This is a genomic window from Streptomyces sp. NPDC048600 (genome assembly GCF_055587025.1).
The window spans coordinates 148,542-169,470 of sequence record NZ_JBVJGZ010000007.1 but is presented as its reverse complement, the minus strand read 5'-3'; the positions used below and the strand labels follow the sequence as shown (position 1 = coordinate 169,470).

Annotated in this window: 19 protein-coding genes and 3 pseudogenes; 13 read left to right on the top strand and 9 right to left on the bottom strand. The window is 68.5% G+C overall.

The window, feature by feature from the left end:
• The first annotated feature begins 244 nt into the window (after positions 1 to 244).
• Both ACZ6SQ_RS12340 and ACZ6SQ_RS12335 read left to right on the top strand, forming a co-directional pair.
• Entirely contained in the window at positions 245 to 691 is a 447-nt protein-coding gene (locus ACZ6SQ_RS12340; RefSeq protein WP_469559952.1) for a GNAT family N-acetyltransferase, read from the top strand.
• Positions 692 to 851: 160 nt separating this feature from the next.
• Complete coding sequence (locus ACZ6SQ_RS12335; protein WP_469559949.1) at positions 852 to 2,123, top strand: MFS transporter; 1,272 nt, start codon at positions 852 to 854, stop codon at positions 2,121 to 2,123.
• 260 nt (positions 2,124 to 2,383) lie between these two features.
• Here ACZ6SQ_RS12335 and ACZ6SQ_RS12330 read toward each other — a convergent pair.
• Together ACZ6SQ_RS12330 and ACZ6SQ_RS12325 are read right to left on the bottom strand one after the other, a co-directional pair.
• Positions 2,384 to 2,530, bottom strand: a pseudogene (locus ACZ6SQ_RS12330) (IS256 family transposase); the annotation flags it as partial.
• Positions 2,531 to 2,869: 339 nt separating this feature from the next.
• The gene (locus ACZ6SQ_RS12325) at positions 2,870 to 3,766 is read right to left on the bottom strand and encodes a DUF2867 domain-containing protein (protein ID WP_469559946.1); all 897 of its coding nucleotides are present in this window, start codon (positions 3,764 to 3,766) and stop codon (positions 2,870 to 2,872) included.
• A gap of 53 nt (positions 3,767 to 3,819) precedes the next feature.
• On the opposite strand from ACZ6SQ_RS12325, the gene ACZ6SQ_RS12320 reads away from it, so the two are divergent.
• On the top strand, positions 3,820 to 4,404 hold the full coding sequence (locus ACZ6SQ_RS12320; RefSeq protein WP_469559944.1) for a TetR/AcrR family transcriptional regulator: 585 nt from the start codon (positions 3,820 to 3,822) through the stop codon (positions 4,402 to 4,404).
• Between the two features lie 455 nt (positions 4,405 to 4,859).
• The gene (locus ACZ6SQ_RS12315) at positions 4,860 to 5,198 is read left to right on the top strand and encodes a hypothetical protein (RefSeq protein ID WP_469559941.1); all 339 of its coding nucleotides are present in this window, start codon (positions 4,860 to 4,862) and stop codon (positions 5,196 to 5,198) included.
• 197 nt (positions 5,199 to 5,395) lie between these two features.
• Here the strand turns inward: ACZ6SQ_RS12315 and ACZ6SQ_RS12310 are convergent.
• Both ACZ6SQ_RS12310 and ACZ6SQ_RS12305 read right to left on the bottom strand, forming a co-directional pair.
• Positions 5,396 to 5,731 (bottom strand): annotated as a pseudogene (locus tag ACZ6SQ_RS12310) (Scr1 family TA system antitoxin-like transcriptional regulator); the annotation flags it as partial.
• Positions 5,704 to 6,435, bottom strand: coding sequence for a sensor histidine kinase (locus ACZ6SQ_RS12305; protein WP_469559939.1), 732 nt, complete (start codon positions 6,433 to 6,435; stop codon positions 5,704 to 5,706). The pseudogene ACZ6SQ_RS12310 and the gene ACZ6SQ_RS12305, both read right to left, overlap by 28 nt.
• A gap of 306 nt (positions 6,436 to 6,741) precedes the next feature.
• Between ACZ6SQ_RS12305 and ACZ6SQ_RS12300 the strand changes: the two are divergent.
• The 4 genes and pseudogenes from ACZ6SQ_RS12300 to ACZ6SQ_RS12285 form a co-directional block, all read left to right on the top strand.
• Positions 6,742 to 6,843 (top strand): annotated as a pseudogene (locus tag ACZ6SQ_RS12300) (DNA-binding response regulator); the annotation flags it as partial.
• A gap of 167 nt (positions 6,844 to 7,010) precedes the next feature.
• Positions 7,011 to 7,505 carry a hypothetical protein gene (locus ACZ6SQ_RS12295; protein WP_469559935.1) on the top strand — a complete coding sequence of 165 codons (495 nt, stop codon included), beginning with the start codon at positions 7,011 to 7,013 and terminating at the stop codon, positions 7,503 to 7,505.
• A 55-nt stretch (positions 7,506 to 7,560) separates the two neighbouring features.
• Complete coding sequence (locus ACZ6SQ_RS12290; RefSeq protein WP_469559932.1) at positions 7,561 to 8,994, top strand: flotillin family protein; 1,434 nt, start codon at positions 7,561 to 7,563, stop codon at positions 8,992 to 8,994.
• A gap of 221 nt (positions 8,995 to 9,215) precedes the next feature.
• The gene (locus ACZ6SQ_RS12285) at positions 9,216 to 9,635 is read left to right on the top strand and encodes a bile acid:sodium symporter family protein (RefSeq protein ID WP_469559929.1); all 420 of its coding nucleotides are present in this window, start codon (positions 9,216 to 9,218) and stop codon (positions 9,633 to 9,635) included.
• A gap of 57 nt (positions 9,636 to 9,692) precedes the next feature.
• Here ACZ6SQ_RS12285 and ACZ6SQ_RS12280 read toward each other — a convergent pair whose 3' ends face one another.
• Together ACZ6SQ_RS12280 and ACZ6SQ_RS12275 are read right to left on the bottom strand one after the other, a co-directional pair.
• Positions 9,693 to 9,914 (bottom strand): hypothetical protein, encoded by a 222-nt coding sequence (locus ACZ6SQ_RS12280; protein ID WP_469559926.1) that lies wholly within the window; start codon positions 9,912 to 9,914, stop codon positions 9,693 to 9,695.
• 221 nt (positions 9,915 to 10,135) lie between these two features.
• Positions 10,136 to 10,921 carry a hypothetical protein gene (locus tag ACZ6SQ_RS12275; RefSeq protein WP_469559923.1) on the bottom strand — a complete coding sequence of 262 codons (786 nt, stop codon included), beginning with the start codon at positions 10,919 to 10,921 and terminating at the stop codon, positions 10,136 to 10,138.
• A gap of 251 nt (positions 10,922 to 11,172) precedes the next feature.
• Between ACZ6SQ_RS12275 and ACZ6SQ_RS12270 the strand changes: the two genes are divergently transcribed.
• Positions 11,173 to 11,895: a DsbA family protein gene (locus ACZ6SQ_RS12270; RefSeq protein WP_469559921.1), complete on the top strand. Its 723-nt coding sequence runs from the start codon at positions 11,173 to 11,175 to the stop codon at positions 11,893 to 11,895.
• Positions 11,896 to 12,080: 185 nt separating this feature from the next.
• On the opposite strand, the gene ACZ6SQ_RS12265 is transcribed toward ACZ6SQ_RS12270, so the two are convergent.
• From ACZ6SQ_RS12265 to ACZ6SQ_RS12255, 3 genes are all read right to left on the bottom strand, one after another.
• Positions 12,081 to 12,719 (bottom strand): hypothetical protein, encoded by a 639-nt coding sequence (locus ACZ6SQ_RS12265; protein ID WP_469559918.1) that lies wholly within the window; start codon positions 12,717 to 12,719, stop codon positions 12,081 to 12,083.
• A gap of 513 nt (positions 12,720 to 13,232) precedes the next feature.
• Complete coding sequence (locus ACZ6SQ_RS12260; protein WP_469559914.1) at positions 13,233 to 14,024, bottom strand: transcriptional regulator TrmB; 792 nt, start codon at positions 14,022 to 14,024, stop codon at positions 13,233 to 13,235.
• Positions 13,928 to 14,413, bottom strand: coding sequence for a hypothetical protein (locus ACZ6SQ_RS12255; RefSeq protein WP_469559911.1), 486 nt, complete (start codon positions 14,411 to 14,413; stop codon positions 13,928 to 13,930). Before ACZ6SQ_RS12255 ends, ACZ6SQ_RS12260 begins: the two co-directional genes overlap by 97 nt.
• Positions 14,414 to 14,523: 110 nt before the next feature.
• Between ACZ6SQ_RS12255 and ACZ6SQ_RS12250 the strand changes: the two genes are divergently transcribed.
• The 4 genes from ACZ6SQ_RS12250 to ACZ6SQ_RS12235 all read left to right on the top strand — a co-directional run bounded on the left by ACZ6SQ_RS12250 (position 14,524) and on the right by ACZ6SQ_RS12235 (position 20,846).
• Positions 14,524 to 14,967, top strand: coding sequence for a hypothetical protein (locus ACZ6SQ_RS12250; RefSeq protein WP_469559908.1), 444 nt, complete (start codon positions 14,524 to 14,526; stop codon positions 14,965 to 14,967).
• Positions 14,968 to 15,858: 891 nt separating this feature from the next.
• Positions 15,859 to 17,880: an outer membrane protein assembly factor BamB family protein gene (locus tag ACZ6SQ_RS12245; protein WP_469559905.1), complete on the top strand. Its 2,022-nt coding sequence runs from the start codon at positions 15,859 to 15,861 to the stop codon at positions 17,878 to 17,880.
• A 240-nt stretch (positions 17,881 to 18,120) separates the two neighbouring features.
• A complete protein-coding gene (locus tag ACZ6SQ_RS12240; protein WP_469559902.1) occupies positions 18,121 to 19,728 on the top strand; it encodes a glycosyltransferase family 2 protein in 1,608 nt (535 codons plus the stop codon).
• Complete coding sequence (locus tag ACZ6SQ_RS12235) at positions 19,725 to 20,846, top strand: glycoside hydrolase family 26 protein (RefSeq protein WP_469559900.1); 1,122 nt, start codon at positions 19,725 to 19,727, stop codon at positions 20,844 to 20,846. Before ACZ6SQ_RS12240 ends, ACZ6SQ_RS12235 begins: the two co-directional genes overlap by 4 nt.
• Positions 20,847 to 20,929 lie beyond the last annotated feature (83 nt).

The following is a 20,929-nucleotide window of genomic DNA, read 5'->3' as shown; positions in this document are numbered from 1 at the left end:
GGAACTGCCGCGCGATGCTGTGACCATCCTGCACAGGAACCTCAACGCCGCACAGGACTCGAACCGTTGCCGGGTCGGACCCTCGACCGGAAGGACGACCAGTGGCCTGCGCCCGGCGGGTATGCCGCCGCCCCGCGCATCGCAAGGAGGGCACCACGCCCCGTCGACCAAATTGGCAAGCACCAACCGCCCCTGCGCTGCCAGGATGCGCCTCATGGACGGTGCGAACCTCAGCATGCTTCACATGGACCGCGCGAACCCGTCGGACTGGGCCGCACTGGCGGAGATCGATTCCGTCGCGGCAGCAGGCGACAGCGCACGACGGGACAGCATCCAGCGCTGGTGCGAACAGGGCACGGTCCTCATGGTCCGGGACCCGACCGGACCGCTGGGTTACAGCGTGCTGGAGTACACCTTCTTCGAACAGGGCTTCGTCACCATGCTGATGGTCGCCCCCGGCGCCCGCCGACGAGGGGTGGGCACCCATCTCCTCACAGCGGCCGAGACCGCATGCACCACCCAGAAGCTGTTCACCTCGACGAACGTCTCCAACCACCCGATGCAGCTGCTGCTGCAACGCGTCGGCTGGCGCCCGGTCGGCCTGCTCCACGGCCTTGACGAGGCAGACCCCGAACTCTTTCATCTCTGCCCAGGCACCCGGCTCCGCAACGTCACGAACCCCGGAGGCTGAACAACCGGCCCCGAGCGACCCGGCCGCACACTCGACCCGGATTGTCTTCGCCAACCGCGCCAGGCATGGCCGAGGACGCGGTGCCCGCGCCGGGCCCAGGCCGATCGACGGCGAAGTCCCGACACCAGGACCACCGAAGTCTCCAGGGGGAGCCCGCAGTATGACCGGCACGACGGAGGCCCTTGGCGGGCCGGCAGCAGTCGACGATGCAGCGCGAAGTGTCACGCGCCCGTTCTACGTGTACGCCGTGCTCGCCAACTCGCTGTTCCAGCGTGGCGTGTTCGTCCTCTTCCTTCTGCAGCAAGGCTTCTCCGCCGGGCAGGTGGCCCTCCTTCAGACACTGCTCTACCTGGTCAGCGGCCTCGCGGAGTTGCCGACGGGAGTCATCGCCGACCGGATCGGCAGGCGCGCGAGCATCGTGATGGGCCAGGTGCTGATCGCCGGTTGCCTGCTCGGTCAGGTGATGTCCTCCCACTACTGGGCGTTCCTGGCGCTGTTCATCGGCCAGGGCGTGGGCATGGCATGTGTGTCCGGTTCGGACACCGCCCTGCTGTACGACCTGCTCGTGCGCCGTGGCGCAACGGCCGGCTACGTCAGGATCAAGTCCCGGTTCACCATGCTCGGGACGCTCACCTCGGGAGTCGCCATCGTCGTCGGTGGCCAACTCCAGCAGTTCTCCTGGCCGATCGCCTACGCCGGTTCGGCATCTTGCCTCCTCCTGGCCGTGGTGGTGCTGATCTCACGGGTGCCCGAGATCCGCGGCGCGGACGCGGTGGACGAACAGGACGCAGCCGTGAAGGAGCACGGCGACGCAACAGCATGGCGGGCGATGCTCCGCCTCGCCACGCCGGCGCTCGTGACGCTCGTCGTGGTGTCCGCGCTGATGCACGCGACGTTGACGCCGTACATCATTTTCACGCAGAAGACCCTCTCCGATCAGGGAGCGGGCACCGCACTGGTCGGCGCGGTCATATCGGCGGGATTCTTCGCCGGCGGCCTCACAGCGCTGCTGTCGGACCGCGCGGACCGGCGCATCGGGTACCGGATCGTCGTCCCCGTGTCCCTCCTGACGCTCGCCGCGGCGCTCGGCCTCAGCGGCCTCGGCCTTGTCTGGGTCACCATCGCCGCGTTCCTGGCCCTGGTCGGAATTCCCGAGATCACCGCCGTGCTCGTGGACAACGTGTTCAACGAAGCCGTTCCATCACGCCACCGGGCGAGCCTGCTGTCGATGATCGCCTTCGTGGAATCGGCACTCATCGGCACCGGCTACCTCGTCCTCGGCACGCTCATGGACAACCTGGGCTCCAGTACGGGCATGGCCGCGTACGCCGCAGTCCCCTTGCTCGCATGCCTGCTGTGGCTCCCGGTGCTCCTTCGGGGGGCACGGGTGACGACCGAGACCGAGCAGCCCGCCAGCCAGAGGGCATCCTGAAACAGAGCATCCCGGGCAACACCCCTGCCCGGCGGCGGGGCGTTGCCCGTGCCATCGAGCGGGACCGCGACGACGCGGCCCGAGCCACCACCGCGTCGGATCCGTCATCCGAAGCGAAGATCAACGCCCTCGGTCTATGCACACACGCACGGCTGAAAGCCGCTGGGGCGTCTAGCAGTTGTCAAGTCCTGTGGATCGGTGGTGCGCTTCAGCCTTCCTCGGGCTTCTGATCGTCTGCTTCGAGGAGGCGGCGGATCGCCATCCCGTTCAACGGCCAACTCGGCTATGGGGCTGTTGACTTCGGCTTGCAGCAGGGTGGCAAGCATCCGCCGGGCGCCCTCGTGGGGGATCTCGTCGATCAGGAAGCCGTTTGGCGTGGAGCCGTCAGCATTGACCAGCGTGAGCACGGGCCTGCCTTCCCTGCTGACGCGCCAACGTCGGCCTCCTCGATGACCAGCACAGAATCATTTGGCAAGGCATGCCCTTCACGTTGCGGCCGGTTCGTCGAAGCGGTGTCCGTCGGTGCTCTCGTTGTGAGGCTGTGCCGTGAGTTCGGCGGGCAGGAGGGCGGGCTCGTCGGGTTCCTGACCCGATCGGGTCACGGCGGGCCTCGGCCGGCCGGCGCCAGGGCGGGGGGGTCGTGGTTCTCATCCGCACAGCGCTTTCCGCAGGCCCACCGTCCGGTGGGGACACGACGGCCACCGGGGCGACGCCGTCTCGCCCCAGCGTCTGGTCGGGCAGGTGCGTCAGCCCGTGGCACGCGCATTGCGCTCCCCGGCGGGCGGGGCCGCGAACGCGATGCGGCGGTGGGCCCGGCGCAGCGCCCGGCGGGCCAGGTACGGGTGGAAGGTACGTGCCAAGGCGAAGTAGAGCCTGCCGCCTGTGTGGTGCAGCCGTACGGCGGTAGCCAGAGTCACGGAGTCTTCGTCGACGAGGACCGAGGCTCGGAAGTCCAGGTGGGAGGCGTCCTCTCCGAGCATGAGCTCGTGGTCCCCGGCGCCCCGCTCGGTGAAGGGCAGGACGTGCCGCCAGGCCTGCGGGTCGCGGGGCATGCCGGGGGTGAGCGGCATGCGCCAGGCGTCGGTGAAGTCGGGCCGTTCGACGGCGGCGCGGAGCAGCCGCGCGTTCGCCGGTACGGGCACCCCGGTCGGCCGGAGCCACAGGAGCCGGTTGACCAGCAGGGCGCGTCGTGGGCGGCGGGCCGGCGGGTGAGGCAGTGAGCCGAGAGCGACCCTCTCGGCGTTGTCGAACATCTCCTCGACCATTGTGTCGTGCACCAGTTCGATCGCCAGTTTGAAGATGGTGAACTTGGCCGCGCTCGTGGTGACTTCGAGGATGTGGGATATCCGGCAGCGGTCGGGGCCGAGGGGTTCGATGTCGAAGCGGTGGTATCCGGTGCCGAGGCCGTCCCCGGTCGTGTCGAAGCGGACGGACCGTCCGGGCTCGTAGCGGGTGACCTTGTAGCGGATCCGGCCGTGGCCGCCGTCGGCGCCGACACCGAGGGGGCGGTCGAGGACCATGGCGGGCCAGACAGGGGTGGGGAACAGGGGGTCGTCCGACGTGGCGAGCCGGTCGAGGAGGGCTCCGACGGTCTCGGCCGGGGCCTCGATGATCCGCTCGTGAACGTTGCGCAGCGTGCGCATACCGCACCTCCATACGGGAGCGTATGTTCTACCGTACGGTAGCGTATGGAGCCATGCGCGATCAGCCGGACCCCTCGAAGCGCCCCGCCCGTAAGCGCCTCACCGCCGACGACTGGGCGGACGCCGCCCTCGCCGCACTCTCCGAACGCGGCCTCGGGGCGGTCGCCGTGGAAACACTGGCGGCCCGTCTGGGCACCACCAAGGGCAGCTTCTACTGGCACTTCACCAACCGGGACGCACTCGTCGCGGCCTCCCTCGCCCGCTGGGAGGAACTCTCCACCGAGCGGATCATCCAGGCCATGGAGGCGACCGAGCCGGATCCCGCCGACCGGCTCCGGGCGCTTCTGAGCGGAGCCATCGCCACGGCCACCACGGACGCCCTGGAAGTGCGGCTGCTCGCCGCCGCCGACCACGCCGACGTCGCGGCAGCCCTCGCCCGCGTGACCGAACGCCGGGTCGGCTACCTCGCCCGCCTCTTCGAACTGCTCGGCTTCTCGCCGCCCGAGGCCCGTCGGCGCGGCCTCCTCGCCTACACCAGCTACGTGGGCCACGCCCAGCTCGCTCATGCCGTCCCGGGTTCCGTACCGGCGGACACCGGGTACCTGGCAACCGTGATGAGCGCTCTCCTCAGACGCTGACCGGCGGCAACCGTCCTTCGGAAGCAGGTGACGACTGCCGTCCTACACACCGCGCGGCCGACGGCGGGGCAATCCCGGGTCCTTGCAGATCAGGTTGACGTCCTGGAATCGGAGCCGCCGCTGCCGCGGGTTCCCCGGTCAGAGATCAAGGACGGCCCGGAGTGCGTTGTCGACGAGTTCTTGCTGGTCGGAGCCGATGCTGCCGAGCCGTGTCCCCGCCTCGAACCGGGATGCCGAAAGTCCGGCACATCCGCTCCCTAGCCCTCGCTCGGGCCAGCGGGCCGTGTTCCGCCCTCGTCTCACACAGGTCCTAGGCGCGGCGTACGGCTCCCCCCTCCCCTCCCCCATCAGAAATTGTGACGTGCGACACACGGGGGGGAGGGAGCTGTGGCACCTAGACCAGCAACGAGCGGCCACCGCACCAGCAGTGACCGAACGTCAGAGGAAGGAACACCATGAACAACAGCCCCGCCCCCGGCCAGGACCACCGCCACACCACCCCCTCCCCCGCCGCCACCGGCACGGGCAGCCCGCACGCGCCCCACACCGGCCACGCCCCGCAGGCCATACCCCACCCCCAGAGCCCGACAGGCCCTCACCCACCCCAAACCCCCGCCACCACCGCACTGCTCGGCCTGCGCAGCGCCATCATCCTCATGCTCGGCACCCTGGTCGGCACCGGAGCAGGCATCCTCACCCACCTCGCCCAGCCCGGCGCCCCCACCGCAGTCCTCACCGGCGGCGCCGCCTTCGCCGGCGCGGTGCTGTTCTTCCACACCATCATCGCCACCTGAACCACAACCCGGCCGCGGCACCCCCACCGGGCGCCGCGGCCGGGCGTCGACTGCGCTCCCATCGCATCGCCGCCGCCGTGAACAGGCGGCCAGGTGCACGCCCATGAGGAAGCCAGCCGCAAGAGCCCGGGCCTGGCGTCGGCCGATGCCGACCCACTTGGGCCGTCTCATACGACCCGAGACGTCCCGGCCGGTACTCACCCCTGCGGGCGAACGCCCCGCCGGGCGCAGCTGATCAGATTCTGGGCGTCGGCGCCGTACACCGCCGACTCGCTCAGCGTCCGCCACACCCGCTGGCAGTGGTGATGGAGTCGGCTTCGTCGAGCCGTACCTCCGTGCCAGTCGTCCGCCACGACGAGCCGCTCGTCCAGGATCCAGAACCCGTTTACGGCTGGGATCTTCAGCGATGCACCAAGGGGAGCGATGCCGCCGAGCTCGACTGTGTCCACGCCGATGGTGTCGGCGAGGCGGTCGAGCCGGGCCGCGAGCACGGTCGGGGAACAGATCAGCGCGTGCAGCGCCGCTTCCCAGACGTGTCACGCAAACCGCGTCCGTCGTCCTGGGTCTGCGGTTCCACCACGCCGGGGTTCATAGTTCGCAGTTCAACGTCCACGTGGTCGGCCTGCGCGTGGCGGGCTGCGTCGGACAAGGCTTCCTGAGCCACCCGATAGATGGCCAGCCCGGCCTCTCGAGTGAGTACCTCGGCCTCTCGAGTGAGTACGGGGTGGGCGTGGTCGATGTGGTCGCGACGGTGAAGCCTGCACCGGTGAAGTCGGACGCGATCGCGCGGAGTGCGCTGGAAAGGCCGAGGTCTTCGAGGACTCCTGGACGCAGCCGGTGAGCGATGCGCCGTAGTTCGTCCCAGGCTCTCCCGGGTCGTCCCCTGCGCGCCGCGCAGATCGCCCAGCAGTTGCGGGGGCGCATGGTCGGCCAACCAGTTCGGTTGGAGGAGGACGGCTGTCAGCGCTTGGTCGACCTCGTCATGCGGCGGCTCCCGGGCGAGATTCCGGCGCTCGGCCTCCTGCGCCGCAACCACCCGCGTACTGCTGGTGGCGCGCTCGTTCTCCAGGCGATCGAGCATCGCGTTGAACGTACCTACGAGCTGCACCATTTCGCCCGGGCCGACCGCCTCGGCCCGAAGACCAGGCGCAAGGAGGTCCGCCTGCGCCACCGTGTGCAACAGACGGGTCGGCGGGGCGAGCGCGTAGCGCAGGACGAGCACGTTGGCCAGCAACATGGCCAGAACTCCGACCGCCACCACGCAGGCTTCCTTGAGCCTCGACGCCCTCCGCCTCGCCGCCTGGCTGGGCGACGTCTTGAGGCATGTGGTCGCCCCGGACAGCGGCTGAACCTTCCGGCCGTCAGGGCAGGATGCCCCTCGGCAACGTGCGAGAAGGATGGATGCCAGCGGGTATGGAAAGGTCCACTGTGGATGATCCCAACTCGCTCTGATCACAGCGCAGTTCCACCACTGCCTCGACCGTATGCGGGAAGGGCAGCACCTGCCGCCAGGTCATCACCCACCGCGAGGCAGAGCCCGTAAACTCGTCAACGCCGCCGCGCCCACCTGCTCCGGAATCTCAGTCTCAAGGACCGTCTGGAGCTCACCTGCTACGCCATCCGCATCGGACTCATCGAACCCTGAAACCACACGGCCAGCCCCCGGTCCACAGACATGAGCAGCGGATCCGCTTGCCAGGACGGCATTGAACGGGCGTGAACATTGCCGAAGTCCGGCAGTGAACTGGTGTGCGGTTCGGTGCGAGGATGCCGCGGACGACGAAGGCAACACGGTGTCCGAGGGGCGGGGACATGATCTGGTTTCTGGGTCTCGGCATCGTCGGCCTGGTGCTGCTGCTCCTGTCCTTGGTCCTCGACGGGCTGCTGGAGGGGACTCTTGACGGACTGGACGGGTTTCTGTCGTTGCCGGTGGTGGCGGGGTTCGTTTCGGCTCTCGGCTTCACTGGGGCGATCGTGCTCAACAGCACCCGTACGGGGGCGGGGGTCGCCACCGGTGCGGGCGCGGTCGCGGGAGGCGTCGTGGGATGGGTGACCTGGCGGTTCAGCCGAGTGCTCATGCTTGACGCCGCCGTGCCCGCCCCGCGGGGCTCGGACCTGACCGGGACGTCTGGATCGGTGGTCACGGCGATTCCTGACGGTGGCTACGGCGAAGTGCTGCTGCACCTTGCCGGGCAGCCCGTGAAGTACGCGGCGAAGTCGGACTCGCCCGTCGCTCGCGGCACCGAGGTGTGGGTGGAGTCCGTGCTCTCGCCGACGTCCGTCGTGGTGCGTCCGGTCGAGCGCTGACCCGCACGTCGCCAGTTCTTGTCTTTCCTCGGTTTCCATCGAAGGGGGTCTCGTCATGAGCCCTGTCCTCGCCGCAGTTGCGGGCATCGTCGTTCTTCTCGTGCTGCTGGGCCTCGTCGTCGTCACCCGTTACAAGGTCGCCGGTCCCAGCGAGGCATTCATCATCACCGGTCGGCGCGGCAAGAAGACGACCGACCCGGCGACCGGCCGGGAATACACCGACAACAGCGGCCAGAAGGTCGTGGTCGGCGGCGGCGTCTTCGTCGTGCCGTTCGTGGAGCAGAAGTTCACTCTCGACCTGTCCAGCCGGCACATCCCCGTCGCAGTCCGGGGAGCGGTCACGCTGCGCGGGGTCAAGGCCAACCTCGAAGGGGTCGCGATCGTCAAGGTCGGCGGCACCGAGGACTCCATCCGGGCCGCGGCCCAGCGGTTCCTGATGCAGCAGAACGGCATCGTCGGCTTCACGCAGGAAGTGCTGTCCGGCGCCCTGCGGTCGATCGTCGGCCGGATGTCGGTGGAGGACATCATCCGCGACAGGGCCGCGTTCGCCGGCCAGGTCGCCGAAGAAGCGGAGGCGAGCCTGTCCGGGCAGGGCCTGGTGCTCGACGCCTTCCAGATCCAGGACATCACCACCGAAGGCTCCTATCTGGAGGACCTGGGCCGGCCCGAGGCCGCGCGGGCCAAGCAGGAGGCCGACATCGCCGAAGCCGTCGCCCGGCGCGCCGCCGAGCAGGCCCGGCTCAAGGCGGAGGAGGAGATCGCGGTCGCGCAGCGGACGCTGTATCTGAAGCAGGCCGAGATCAAGGCACAGACCGACGAGGCGGCGGCGCAGGCGAACGCCGCGGGTCCGCTCGCCGAGGCCGCCCGCCAGCAGGACATCCTCACCGAGCAGGAGAAGGTCGCCGCCCGCCAGGCCGCCCTGACCGACCGCCAGCTCGACACTCAGGTCCGCAAGCCCGCCGACGCCGCCCGCTACCAGGCCGAGCAAGAGGCAGAGGCTCGCCGCATCGCCCTGGTCAAGGAGGCCGAGGCCGCCGCCGAGCGGGCCCGGTTGACCGGTGAGGGTGAGAAGGCGCAGCGCGCAGCGCTCGCCGAGGCCGTCCGTATCGAGGGCGAGGCGCAGGCCGCCGCCATCGGTGCCAAGGGTGCGGCGGAGGCCGAGGCCATGCTGAAGAAGGCCGACGCGTTCGGACAGTACGGCGATGCCGCAGTCCTCCAGATGCTCGTCGAGGTACTCCCGCAGGTCGTCGGCAAGGCCGCCGAACCGCTCGCCGCGGTCGACAAGATGACGGTCATCTCCACCGACGGCGCGAGCCAACTCACCCGAACCGTGACCGACAACGTCACCCAGGGCATGGAGCTGCTCACCTCCGCCACCGGCGTGGACCTCTCCCAGCTTCTCCGCGGCATCACGCAGAGGAAGCCGACAGAGCCCCAGACCGGCCCGGCTCCGACAGCGCCGAGCACACCGGTCGAGATCACCGGCTGAGAGGCCGTCCGACGGGGAACTGCTGTGGCCCACTCGGCGCCGAAACCAGACAGTGTGTCCTGACGGGCGGGTGTGAGGCGGTAGAAGCGGAACTGGTCCCGTTCAGTGCGGGCCCTTGCACTCGACGACCACGGTGAGGGATCCGTCTGCGGGTGAGACCCGTAATCGGCCTCGCCGTTCGCCGTCGTTCGGAGGCGTTCGCGCGGCGCATGGACCGTCCGGTGCGACAGCTGTCGATCGTCGTCCTCGTCGCCGTCATCATTGGCGCGCTGGTGGCCGAACGGAACAACATCGTCGACTACCTCCTGGACGTCGGGCCGGCAGCGCTCGCCTTCTGCATATCGAGTCTCACCATCGGGTATCTCGCGCCCCGCCTGGTCAGGCTCGACAAGCGGCAGTCCATCGCCTGCTCGATGGAGATCGGCATACACAACAGTGCCGTCGCCATGACCCTGGCAATCAGTGTGCTCGGCAGCGTCGGCCTGGCGGTGCCCGCCGCCGTCTATGGTGTGCTCATGTACCCCGTCGCGGCACTCGCAGGGGTGTTGATGACCCGGGGGACCCGGGCCGTCGAGGAACCACTCCGGTGGCCTGAACTGGGCGTAGCAGGTGGAGGGGGATCTTGCAGTCGTGGTCGCTGAGGACCCGGCAGATCGGCTCGACGCCGCCGAAGCGGCCCTTGTACTCGTCCAAGAACGCTACGAGCGTGTGTGTGGCGGGTCGAGCTCGGCCGCGAAGAAGGACGCCGCAGCCTTCAGGATCTCGTTGGCCCGCCTGAGCTCGGCGTTCTCCTTCTTCAGCGCCTTCATCGCCGCGGACTCCTCCGTGGTCGGCCCCGGACTCTGCCTGGAGTCGATCTCGTCCCGCCCGACCCAGTTCCACAGCTTCTCAGCCGAACCGATGCCTAGCTTCTGCGCCACCGGCCTTGTACGTCGCCGACTCGGTCGGGTGCTCAGCGCGGACCTCGGCGACCAAACGGATCGCTCGTTTGCGCACCTCATCTGTGAACGAGGAAGGTCGTGCCATGACTCGATACCTTTCATGGAATCGAGTCTCCACCGAATCCGGAACGGTTCAGTCCTGAGGGCGTCGGTGACGATCAACGCTTCCAGGCAGTCACGGCCGTGCCGACGCCCGGTGCTCACCGTGCCTGGCGCGCGGCGGAGCGCTCCAGGGCCCACAGCCGTCGTGCCAGGCTGCCGAGCGGGGCTCGGCGTGCCTCGGCGAGTTCGGGCGGGCTGACAATGCCGGCGTCCTCCAGCCGGTCCAGGGCGGTGCTGAGGTCGGCATGTATCGCCGCGCGGTCGTGTTCGTCGAGGTCGGCCACGCGGGCGGTGAACTCCTCGAAGGGCGGCCGCGCCACGGTGGGGACGCCGCGTCCGGCCGCCTTTCGGGCTGTGCGCACGCTCACCACGCAGGAGACGGTCACGGCGATCTGGACCGCGCACAGGCTCCACAGCCACCAGGACTGCTCGGCCAAGGACGCGGCCGCGAAGATGCCGGCCGAGATCATGGCGAAGCATGCCTCGAAGCCGGCGAGCAGCGTCTCCCGCGCCGTGACCCTCGGCCCGCCGGTCCGGGTCCGCTGCCGCTCGAGGACGCGCAGCAGCACGTGGGCGACCGAGATCAGCCCGATGACGCCGTACAGGCCGGCGGCATCGTCCGCGTCCTTCACCGCGAAGACCGTCAGCACCGGCAGAGCCAGCGGCGCAAAGAGGACTGCGAGCCACGCCGCGTCCCGCGTATGGTCCCACCCGGTCCCGACCCGGTCGAGATCGGCGCCCGCCGCCACCGCCGCCTCGTACACCTCGGGCACGCGGCCGAACGCACTCGCCTCCAGATCACTCCACCGAAGAGGAACGATCACACCGTTCACCACCGCCTCGGCATACGCGGCAGCCGTGGACGAAGATCCTGTGGTGGACATCAGCCGGTGTTCTCCCTGGTCACTCACCCGCCACATCGACGGCCTGCGGAACATAACAGCAGCCCCACCCGCCGACAACACCCACCACCCCGGCACCGAACGCAGTGCTTCTGCTCGGCCGTCCGATGTTTTCGCCGTGAGGGTGCTGTCGTGCGGGGGCGAGGTTGGTGAAACACGTTTCCGCGGTACGGCACGTGTGTTCTAGTCTCTCGCTGACTCAGGGGAGGCATGGGGTGGGGAACAGACGTGGGGTGGCTGCCGTCGCAGCGATTGCGCTCGTGCTGGGAGTGTCGCTCACGGGCTGCGGCGAACGGAGAGTGCCCTACGCCGGCCCGGAGGAGATACCGGAGAAGCTGGCGGCCGACGGCACGACCATCGTGGTCGGGGACGAGTCGGCCCCCGTGACGGTCCATCTGTACGAGGATCCCCGCTGCCCCTACTGCGAGGACTTCGAAACCACCGGTGGCGCAGCGCAGTTGCGGGAGGCGACCCTGCGGAAGCACGCGGTGGCCGAGTACACGCTGGCTTCCTTCCTCGACGACCGAGTGGGCGGCAGCGGCTCCAAGAGAGCGGTCAACGCGCTGCGGGCCGCGCTGGCGGCGGGCAAGTTCGCTGAGTACCACGAGGTGCTGTACGCCCACCAGCCCGAGGAGGATATCGACGGCTTCACCGACGCCTACCTGCTCGAACTGGCCGGCAAGGTCGACGGACTGCGCAGCCCGGCCTTCGACTCCGCGGTCAAGAGCACGAAGTACCGTGCCTTCGTGACCGCCTCCCAGAGGGCCTACCAGCGCGCCGGAGGCACGAAGGAGCCCGAGGGACCGGGCACGCCCACCGCGGTCATCAACGACGTTCGTCTTCCGCTCGAGTTCACGGCCCTGATATACGACGGTGACGCCTTCGGCCGCCTGCTGGAAGGGATCCGGGACGAGCCCGACGACTGGCAGGACTACGAGTGGCCCGAAGTCGCCTGAGAAGCACGGGGGCACCTCGAAGGGTTGACTGCCGACCGTCCGCGGAAGCTGCTGTACGCGTCGAGACGGCTCACAGGGCCTGGAACGGCTTCGCGTCGGCCCATTCCCAGTACCGATCCCCCTGGAGCTGCACACCCGCCCGGATCACCTGCTCGACGTCCTCGAGCGTGCCGCCGGGTAGCCGATCAGTTCGAGAACATCCGCAGAACCGCTGCCGTCTCACTGCTGTAGTCGTCGCATGCATTCAGCACTTCACGCCATGCCTCAGGAACCGGCAAACTCTCCCCCAGAGACCGAACCAGCACGACTTCATGACACCAACCTTCGACTTCAAGGTTCCTGGTGGCGAAGAATCCTAGGTCGTAGGCGCGGAGGCGATCTCCAACATTCTCGAGGTAGTGATCACGAAGCGGTTCCCCTTGTATCTCCAAGAGCGTTCCGTCAACGCATTGGTCGAGATAGTCAGCCTGCTCACGTGCCAGGATGATGATTCGGTCCGTCTGAACCTCATTCATCTCGCCCAGGGCTTCGGCCAGCAGAGTCCATCCGCCTATTGCCTCCAGCTGGAAGCTCTCCGCCACTCCGGGCTCAAGCTCCGACTCGAACAACGGCGCACGTCTCACTTCATCCAAGGCTTGCTGGAGTACGACGTCGGATTCACCGTCCAGCCGCTCTGCGGCACTGCGTAGCAGGGCGTCGAGAGTCGTCCGGTCGATTCCCCAGTCCTGGGGCATAGAAATCGTCAACAGGGGCGCTTGAAGCCGATGCAGGGCCAGATAGGCCGCCTGGTGCCGCTGAGCACGACCCATTCGTTGGATCTGCACTGTCAATGCGTCGTCAGAACGCCAGTCCAATGAACTACCCCGCAATCCCTACCGATACCCCATAGATGCCAGCCCCTGCGAGTCGCGGGCCCCCGGGGGGACGTCATGGCAGATCCCCCGCAGCAGGCGAGACCTTCGCCCTCCAAGCCTGCCAGTGGTGCGTGTTCAGCTCGAACAGATCCACTCCACGATGAGTGAGCAAGCCGTCACGCGCCCGCACCGCCTCGCGCCTTCACCCGGTGGCTCACCAGCGCACACCAAGAGACCCTCGTCGACAGGCACCGATCCGCATATCTCCGAATATCTCCGACAGAGACAAGCTGAGATTTACACTCCCCGACCGGGGTGGTTGGGGTTACTGACGGACTGCTGGGAAGCAGTCGCCGAAGGTGAGTGATCGATCGGAATGCCGATGCGACCGATTCACCCCGGGCCGAGATCGCCATCAGTGTTCACACCCTGTCCGCCCATTCTCGGACTGCGGGTCGCCCATTCGGTCCGCCCCGGTCGTGTTCACAGGGGCTCCACCCAACCGTTTCGAACGGCGTGGGCGCCCAACTGTATGCGGGTCCAGACTCCGGCCATGTCCATCAGGTGACGCAGACGCCGGTGCAGCGTCCGCGGTGACAGACCGAGTTGGGTCGCCGCCGTGAGGTCCGTGAGGCCGGCCAGGAGCAGCCCGAGGATCTGCCGGTCGAGCTCGGTCGGGCCTTGCGGACCGACCTCGACGGCGGCTCTGGCTTCACCACAAGTGCCCGACAGCTCGAGCGGGTGAGCTGAGCGCCAGACCGTCTCGAACAGCGCGTCCAGCGCGTCCAGAAGGCCACTGCTGTGCAGCAGCACGGCACCGGGCTCTCCCGCCGCTGTGACCGCGAGCGGGACCAGGCCTAGGTCGGCGTCGGCCAGCACGAGCTTCATCGGCAGGTGGTCGGCCACACGCAGCTGCACCCCGTTGCGCAGGGAGTCGATCGCGTCGTGGACGATCCCCGGCTCTGCCAGCACAGCGCGGTCCAGTACGGCCCGGAACTGCACTCCGCGCCCGATCGCCTTGGGTTCGGCCGTGTTCTCGTCGGGGGGCAGGGCCACGAACGGGGCGGTGATGAACGAGCGGACCTGTGTCCTTGCCGCATGCTGCACCTGGAGAAAGCGATGACGGATGGCGTCGACGCCCGTGACGACCTCGATCAGATCGGTGATGCTACTGCCGGTCATCGCGGCCCGGTGTTCCTCGGCGAAGGACACCAGCGCCTGCTCGGCCGTACGCAGTTGGTCCCGGCGCTGGCAGATGAGAGCGCCGAGTGCCATGGCCGGCGGCGCGGCGGTGAACCGCGCATCCGCCGTTTTGCTCGCCAGCCCCCGTTCTTGACGCTGTATCCGCTGTCCGTCTGCGCGCTCGCGCGGACCGAGAGGAAGCCACCGCGCTTCCTGGCCGTCCTGAACGCACCCGTCCAGGCGCCTTGGGCGCCCTTGGTCAGGGCTACCTTCTGCCAGGTGATGCCGTCGTCGTAGGAGACGTCCAGCGTCACAGTGGTGACGGTGCCCGGCACCGTACCGAGGTCCGTCGACACCGGCTTGAGGACGATCTGCCCGGCCGCGCCGGCCCTCAGGTCGCCGTGCAGATCCGTCTCCAGCTTGTAGTCGAGGTTCAGCACCGAGAACGGCTCGAAGAAGTCCGAGTCGACGGTGCCGGACATGAAGGTCCACTCGGTGTGGAAGGGTCGACAGCCGGAAGAGGTCGGCGGGCCGCTCCACGTCGAGGACGGCGCGGTAGGGCAGGTCGCCCTCGGGCACCTCCGCCCACTGCATGTCTCCGCTCACCGGGTTGTCGTGGATCAGCCTGTCGCCCTGGAACCGCTGGAGGTGGGACGGTGTCTCGCCCCACGGCAGATATCCGCCCAGCCGCATGGTGTCGCTGGAGGAGGCCCACACCTGCACGTTCCAGGTCATGTGGTTCTGCCAGCGGGAGTTGAACACGCCGAAGGATTCGCTCTGGCCCGGCCGGGTCACCGGCGCGAACCAGTCGAGGCGGGTGGCGCTGCCCTTGGTGTACGTGTTGTCGCCCGACACCATCACCCACGGCAGCCGTCCGTCGATGCCCTGCGCGTGGAACTCCCTCCAGACCTGGCCGGGAGTCACCCACTCGGTGCGGGTGCTCGGGTGCCACTCGCGCTCGGGGAAGTTGAACGACGGGCTGAGCGTGAAGTCGGAGCGGTATCCCTCCGACAGCCGGCCGCCCGTGGCCGAGTAGTAGCGGGCGTCGATCCAGGTGCACGGGTCTATCGACCCGTGACTGCCGCCGTGAAGGTCTCACGACGGCAAGTCCTCGCCATGGCAGATGCTTGCCAGCCGTGAACCCGGCCCTTCAGGCGCAAAGGCACCGCGAGCACATCAAGTTCAGTGGTCCTGCCCGGACTTGCGTGAAATACCGGCGCACCCGGCCAACACGGTGGAGGCCTCAGCCTCTACCGAATCGTCCGCGCGCTGCAGTCACTCCTCGCCACACGTACGGGCGCCTGTCCCACCTGCCCAGCGGCATACCCACGCCCTTACCAACCCGACCAAGCACTACTGGCGGCAGGCGGGTTCACGCGACGGCCGCTCAGAAGACGCACGTGGGGCCAGCGTTGCGTGGCCCCGTGGGTGACCGTGAACGGACGACGCCCGGGACGCCTGTCCGTGGCTGGGGTGATCGCCGTCCAGCCCGGCTCTCCTACCCGGTTGTGTCGCCGCCTGGGCACCCACCCGCGGGCAGCGGCGCACGCTGGAGCATGGCGAGCGTGACCTCATCGCGCTGATCAACGGAACCCCGCACCGTTCTCGGGTGGGACCTTCCCGCCCCGGCCCACCAGTCCCAAGGCCCCACAGGCCGCAGGCCCGCAGCCACACGTGACCACCGTTCCTGGCTCACCCCAGCCGTCGCCCTCGAACGGTCGCGACGGGGCATGAGCGGATGAGGGCCCACCCCCGGGCTCCACCAGGCCCTGACCGACGCGTCACCGCCAGAGACGGCAATGACGTCTGTTGCCGAGATTGACGAACTGCCGGTCGATATCTTTTGTCCTTGAATACCCGATACACTGCCGCCGCAACTGACACGGCCGTTTGTCCAGGATGTGACCCGGGGGGCATTTTGGAGCCATTGGGACCTGAAGACCCCGCCGTCGTGGGGCCGTACCGGTTGGTCGCCCAATTGGGCAGTGGCGGGATGGGCCGGGTCTACCTCGGGTACTCCCCCAGCGGCCGGCGGGTCGCGATCAAGGTCATCCGTCCGGACTACGTACAAGAGCCCGCCTTTCGCCAGCGCTTCGCACGGGAGGTGGTCGCCTCGCGCGCCGTGAGCGGGTTCTTCACGGCCGGCGTGGTCGATGCGGACCCCGAAGGAAGCCTTCCGTGGCTCGCGACGGCGTACATTCCCGGCCCGTCGCTGCAACAAGCGGTGCAGAAATCCGGCCCTTTCCCGGAGCAGTCCGTACGGGCGCTGGGTGCGGCGCTGGCGGAAGCGCTCACCGCGATCCATGGTGCGGGTCTTATCCACCGGGATCTCAAGCCCGCCAATGTGCTTCTGGCCGAGGACGGGCCACGCGTGATCGACTTCGGGATCTCCCGGCTTGTCGAGAAGAGCGGACTGACGCTCACCGGCACCACGATCGGCTCTCCCGGCTACATGTCACCCGAGCAGATCCAGGGACTGCCGATCGAGACCTCGTCCGATGTGTTCTCCCTCGGCTCGGTCCTGGCCTTCGCCGCGACGGGTGCCGGACCCTTCGGTGAATCATCCGTACCGGCTCTGTTGTTTCGCGTGGTGCACGAGGCACCCGAACTCCAGGCGATCCCGCCGGGGTTGCGCGAGCTGATCGGCTGGTGCCTGGCCAAACGGCCTGCCGACCGCCCGACCCTCTCCGAGCTCATGCCCGCTCTGACGGGCGGCCGCTCCCCGGTGGAACTGCTCGGCGAGGGGTGGCTTCCCAAGTCCTGGCAGGGCTACGAGACTTCCGGCACGCTCGCCCTGGCGGAGATGCCGACCTCGACGTCTGCGGGCCACACCCGGGTGCCCGAGCAGCGCAGCCTGCCGGAGCCGTCGCCGGAGCATCCCCCAGCGCCGTCGCCGGAGCGACCGGTCAGCCGTCGCCGACTTCTGTACGCCGCGGCCGGCGCCGTGGGGGCCGGCGGGCTGGCAGCGGCCGCCTGGGGCATCGCACGGGACCGCGAGCCGAAGGGCGCGGGATCGCTGCGCTGGCGGTTCACCACCACCGGCACGGTGCTGTCCTACCCGAGGGTGGCCGGGGATCTGGTCTATGCGGCCAGCAACGACGGCACGCTGTACGCAGTGACCACCGGCGACGGGCGGCGTCAATGGCAGCACACCACCGCCGCGGCCATCGGCTCCGCACCCACCGTGCTGGGCGGCAGCGTGTACCTCGGCAGCGACGACCGCATCCTGTACGCCTTCGACGCCCGTTCGGGCAAGGTCCGTTGGCGGTTCACCACCGGGGGCATCGTCCACACCCCGGTCGTGACCGGGGGCATCGCCTACGTCGGCAGCGCGGACCATCGGCTGTACGCCATCGATGCGGCCAGCGGAAAACGCAGGTGGGCCTTCACCACGGACAACGACACCCACTCCCCCGCCATGTCCGGCGAGACGGTCTACGTGGGCAGCAGCGACACCAGTCTCTACGCGGTGAACGCGTACACCGGCGAGAAGCGCTGGGCCTTCACCACACGCGGTGCCGTGTCCGGCATCCCGACCGTCGCCGGCGGCCTCGTCTACTTCGGCAGCACCGACGGCACTCTCTACGCGGTCGACGCGGTCACGGGCAAGAGCGCCTGGCGGTTCGAGGGCGCCTCCGTCGGATCGAACCCGGCGGTCGCCAAAGGGATCGTCTACGTGGGAGGCGGCAGGACACTGCACGCACTGCACGCCAGCACCGGGCAACCCCTGTGGGAGTTCACGGCCGCCGGTGACGTCCATGCGCCGGCCGCGGCAGGCGCGGTCGTCTACGTGGGCAGCGACGACGCCAAGCTCTACGCCGTGAACGTCGCCGCAGGAGAGCAGCTGTGGGCCTACTCCGCATCCGCCCCGGTACACGCGCCGGCCGTCACGCAGGACGCGGTGTATTTCGGCAGCGACGACAACACGCTCTACTCCGTTCGCGTCTGAGGCGGGCCGGGAACCGGCCGAGTACCGCGAGCAGTCCTACTCAGCACACCTAGCGGCTTATTCACCTCTGAGTGATGCTGTTGGTTACCAAGGGGGGAAATGTCCAGATACTCAAGCCGCTTGGACCGGCGGGCCGAGAAGAGGAGCGGCCGCAACGCCTCAGCCGTCGCCGCCTACGCGCGTGCCGCCCGGTATTGCGGCCCTCTCGCCAACCCGGGCCGGCAGGTACGGTATTGCCCGTTGCTGCGACCGGGCCACCGGGTCTCGCTCACCGCTCTCACCCTTGCCACGGCCCTGGCCGACATCGCCTTCATGGGCTGGCTGCTGCTGCCCGAACATGTGCCGGGCCCTGGGGTGACGGGCATCGGCAACGGCTGGCTGTTCCTGGCCCGGACCGGGTTCTGCCTGGTCATCGCGGTCGAGACGATCAAAATCGTGCAAGCGGTGGCGATCTGGGTGTTCGCCTTCCGGGCGAAGGACCCCATCCCCATGGTGCCACCGCAGGGCCTGCGAGTCGCCATGCTGACCACCATCGTCCCGTCCAAGGAGCCGATGGCCGTCGTACAGCGGACGCTGCGGGCCATGCTGGAGGTGGCGCGCTGGGGCTGCACCGTGGACGTCTGGATCCTGGACGAGGGCAACGATCCGACCGTACGTCAGATGGCGGCGCGCCTGGGGGTCCACCACTTCAGCCGCAAGGAACGGCCGGAATACAACCAGCAGTCCGGCCCCTTCCGCGCACGTACCAAGGCCGGAAACCACAACGCCTGGCGCGCAGAGCACGAGAACGGCTACGACGTGGTCGCCCAGATGGACCCGGACCATGTGCCGCTGCCGTGCTTCTTCGAGCGGACTCTGGGCTACTTCCACGACCCCGACACAGCGTTCGTGGTCGCACCCCAGGTGTACGGCAACGCCTATGACAACTGGGTCGCCCACGGCGCGTCGGTACAGCAGTACCTGTTCAGCAGCATCGTCGAGCGGGGCGGCAACGGTCTGGACGCTCCCCTGCTGATCGGCACCAACCACCTCTACCGGGTCACCGCATGGCGGCAGATCGGCGGCTACCAGGACTCGATCATCGAGGACCATCTGACCAGCATGAGGGTCCACGGCACGCTCAATCCCGCCACCGGCAACGGCTGGAAGGGCGTCTACACCCCCGACGTCGTGGCCGTGGGCGAGGGCCCGACCACCTGGACCGACTACTTCAACCAGCAGAAGCGCTGGGCCTACGGCATCTGGGAGATCAAACTCAACCCCCGGCTGAGGCAGGGCATCCGGCTCCGCCCCCGACAGCGACTGCTGTACGACCTGGTTCAGTTCTACTACCCGAGCGTCGCCGTGAGCCTGACTCTCGGCACACTGGCCACCGCCCTGTACATGCTGCTCGGCGTCTCCTCGATCCAACTCCCCGGGCTCCCCTGGTTCCTGCTGTGGTCGGCAGGCATGGGGGGCTCGTTCGCCCTCTGGCTCTGGCTGCGCCGGTTCAACCTGGCCGAGCACGAGAGGCGGGAGATCGGTATGGCAGGCATCCTACTGGCGCTCTTCGCCGGACCTGTCTACATCGCCGCCGCGGCGAACGCGCTGCTTCGCAGGCCGCTGGCGTACGTGGTCACGGCCAAGGGCGAGCTGCGCAGCCGAGAGTCTCTGCGTACCTTCCGGCTGCACCTGATGTGGGCTCTGCTGGCCGGGTGTCTGCTCACCGTCAGCTTCCTCAACCAGCATGACTACACGGCCCTGTGGATCTGGACGCTGCTGGCTCTCACGGCCGGCTCCGCCCCGCCGCTGCTCGCCCTGTCGGTCGAAATCTCCACCCGCCTGCGCACCGCGAGGCCAGAGCGGTGAGGATCACCGCGCCACGTGTGCTCGCGGTGCTGGGTGCGGTCCTGCTGTCCTGGTACACCTTCCAGGTGGCACCGGGCCTGGCAGACCGCGAACGCCGAGCGGCAGCCGCACGCGCCGACGCCGTGCTGCCCCCGACGACCGTCCTGCCGGACGAGGAACCCGCGCCGCACCGCCCTTCCCCGCGGTCCACTGTCCCCTTTCCCGGCATCGGAAAGGCGTTCATCGGTGTCTTCACGTCGGCGGGCATTCATGACTTCACCGAAGGTGCCGACTTCGTCCGGCAGACCGGGCACCGCCCGCAGGTCTACGAGTTCTCGGCCGACTGGGAGAGCGATCGGTTCGACGCCGAGGCGATCAACAGTGTCGCCAGGCGGGGCATGCTTCCCCTCGTCGCCTGGGAGCCCTGGGACCACACAGCCGAGGCCGACGAACCCAGCCTGCGCGGCGAGCAATCCGAGTACCGGCTGTCGAGAATCATTCACGGCTCTTTCGACCGGTACATCAAGTCCTGGGCCCAGGGCATCAAGTCGCTCCGCTACCCGGTGGCCATCCGCCTCGCCCACGAGATGAACGGCTACTGGTACCCCTGGTGCGAGCAGGCCAACGGCAACCGCCGCGGGGAGTACGTCCGGGCGTGGCGTCACGTCCACAAGATCTTCGACTCGGTGGGAGCCCGCAACGCCGTGTGGGTGTGGAGCCCCAACGTCAGCTACACCAACTCCACGCCCCTCAAACGGCTCTACCCGGGCGACGCGTATGTGGACTGGGTGGGCCTGTCCGGCTACTACGGGACGGTGGGCAAGGAGAACTACCAGTCGTTCGACCGCCTCTTCACTCCGACGAAGACCGAGATACGACGCTTCACCCGCAGACCGCTCGTCATCACCGAGCTCGGCGCCACGAACGCCGCCGGACGCAAAGCGGAGTGGATCACCGAGATGTTCCGCTCCCTGCCGCGCCACGACGACATCATCGGCATCATCTGGTACCAGGCGGTCAAGGAAATCGATTGGCGCGTGGGCACGAACCGCGCCTCCTCGGCCGCCTTCACCGCCGGGGCGTCGGCGAGCCGGTACCAGCAGCCGTGGAAACCGGATATGACACCACGCGTAAGGTAAATGATCTCCAGACTGCCGGCTATCGGCAGGGCTGGCGGTGTCAGCGGATCCGCCCGGCGAGACGAGTCCTGTCTCATAGGCGA

Bases quoted from the DNA above. Each gene is read 5' to 3' on its own strand.
- ACZ6SQ_RS12255 (WP_469559911.1), bottom strand. From the start codon at position 14,413: ATGTCCGGCACCGTCGACTCGGACTTCTTCGAGCCGTTCTCGGTGCTG.
- ACZ6SQ_RS12315 (WP_469559941.1), top strand. From the start codon at position 4,860: ATGAACAACAGCCCCGCCCCCGGCCAGGACCACCGCCACACCACCCCC.
- ACZ6SQ_RS12305 (WP_469559939.1), bottom strand. From the start codon at position 6,435: ATGTTGCTGGCCAACGTGCTCGTCCTGCGCTACGCGCTCGCCCCGCCG.
- ACZ6SQ_RS12320 (WP_469559944.1), top strand. From the start codon at position 3,820: ATGCGCGATCAGCCGGACCCCTCGAAGCGCCCCGCCCGTAAGCGCCTC.
- ACZ6SQ_RS12340 (WP_469559952.1), top strand. From the start codon at position 245: ATGGACCGCGCGAACCCGTCGGACTGGGCCGCACTGGCGGAGATCGAT.
- ACZ6SQ_RS12335 (WP_469559949.1), top strand. From the start codon at position 852: ATGACCGGCACGACGGAGGCCCTTGGCGGGCCGGCAGCAGTCGACGAT.
- ACZ6SQ_RS12275 (WP_469559923.1), bottom strand. From the start codon at position 10,921: ATGTCCACCACAGGATCTTCGTCCACGGCTGCCGCGTATGCCGAGGCG.
- ACZ6SQ_RS12325 (WP_469559946.1), bottom strand. From the start codon at position 3,766: ATGCGCACGCTGCGCAACGTTCACGAGCGGATCATCGAGGCCCCGGCC.
- ACZ6SQ_RS12260 (WP_469559914.1), bottom strand. From the start codon at position 14,024: ATGGCACTCGGCGCTCTCATCTGCCAGCGCCGGGACCAACTGCGTACG.
- ACZ6SQ_RS12290 (WP_469559932.1), top strand. From the start codon at position 7,561: ATGAGCCCTGTCCTCGCCGCAGTTGCGGGCATCGTCGTTCTTCTCGTG.
- ACZ6SQ_RS12295 (WP_469559935.1), top strand. From the start codon at position 7,011: ATGATCTGGTTTCTGGGTCTCGGCATCGTCGGCCTGGTGCTGCTGCTC.
- ACZ6SQ_RS12250 (WP_469559908.1), top strand. From the start codon at position 14,524: ATGTCTCCGCTCACCGGGTTGTCGTGGATCAGCCTGTCGCCCTGGAAC.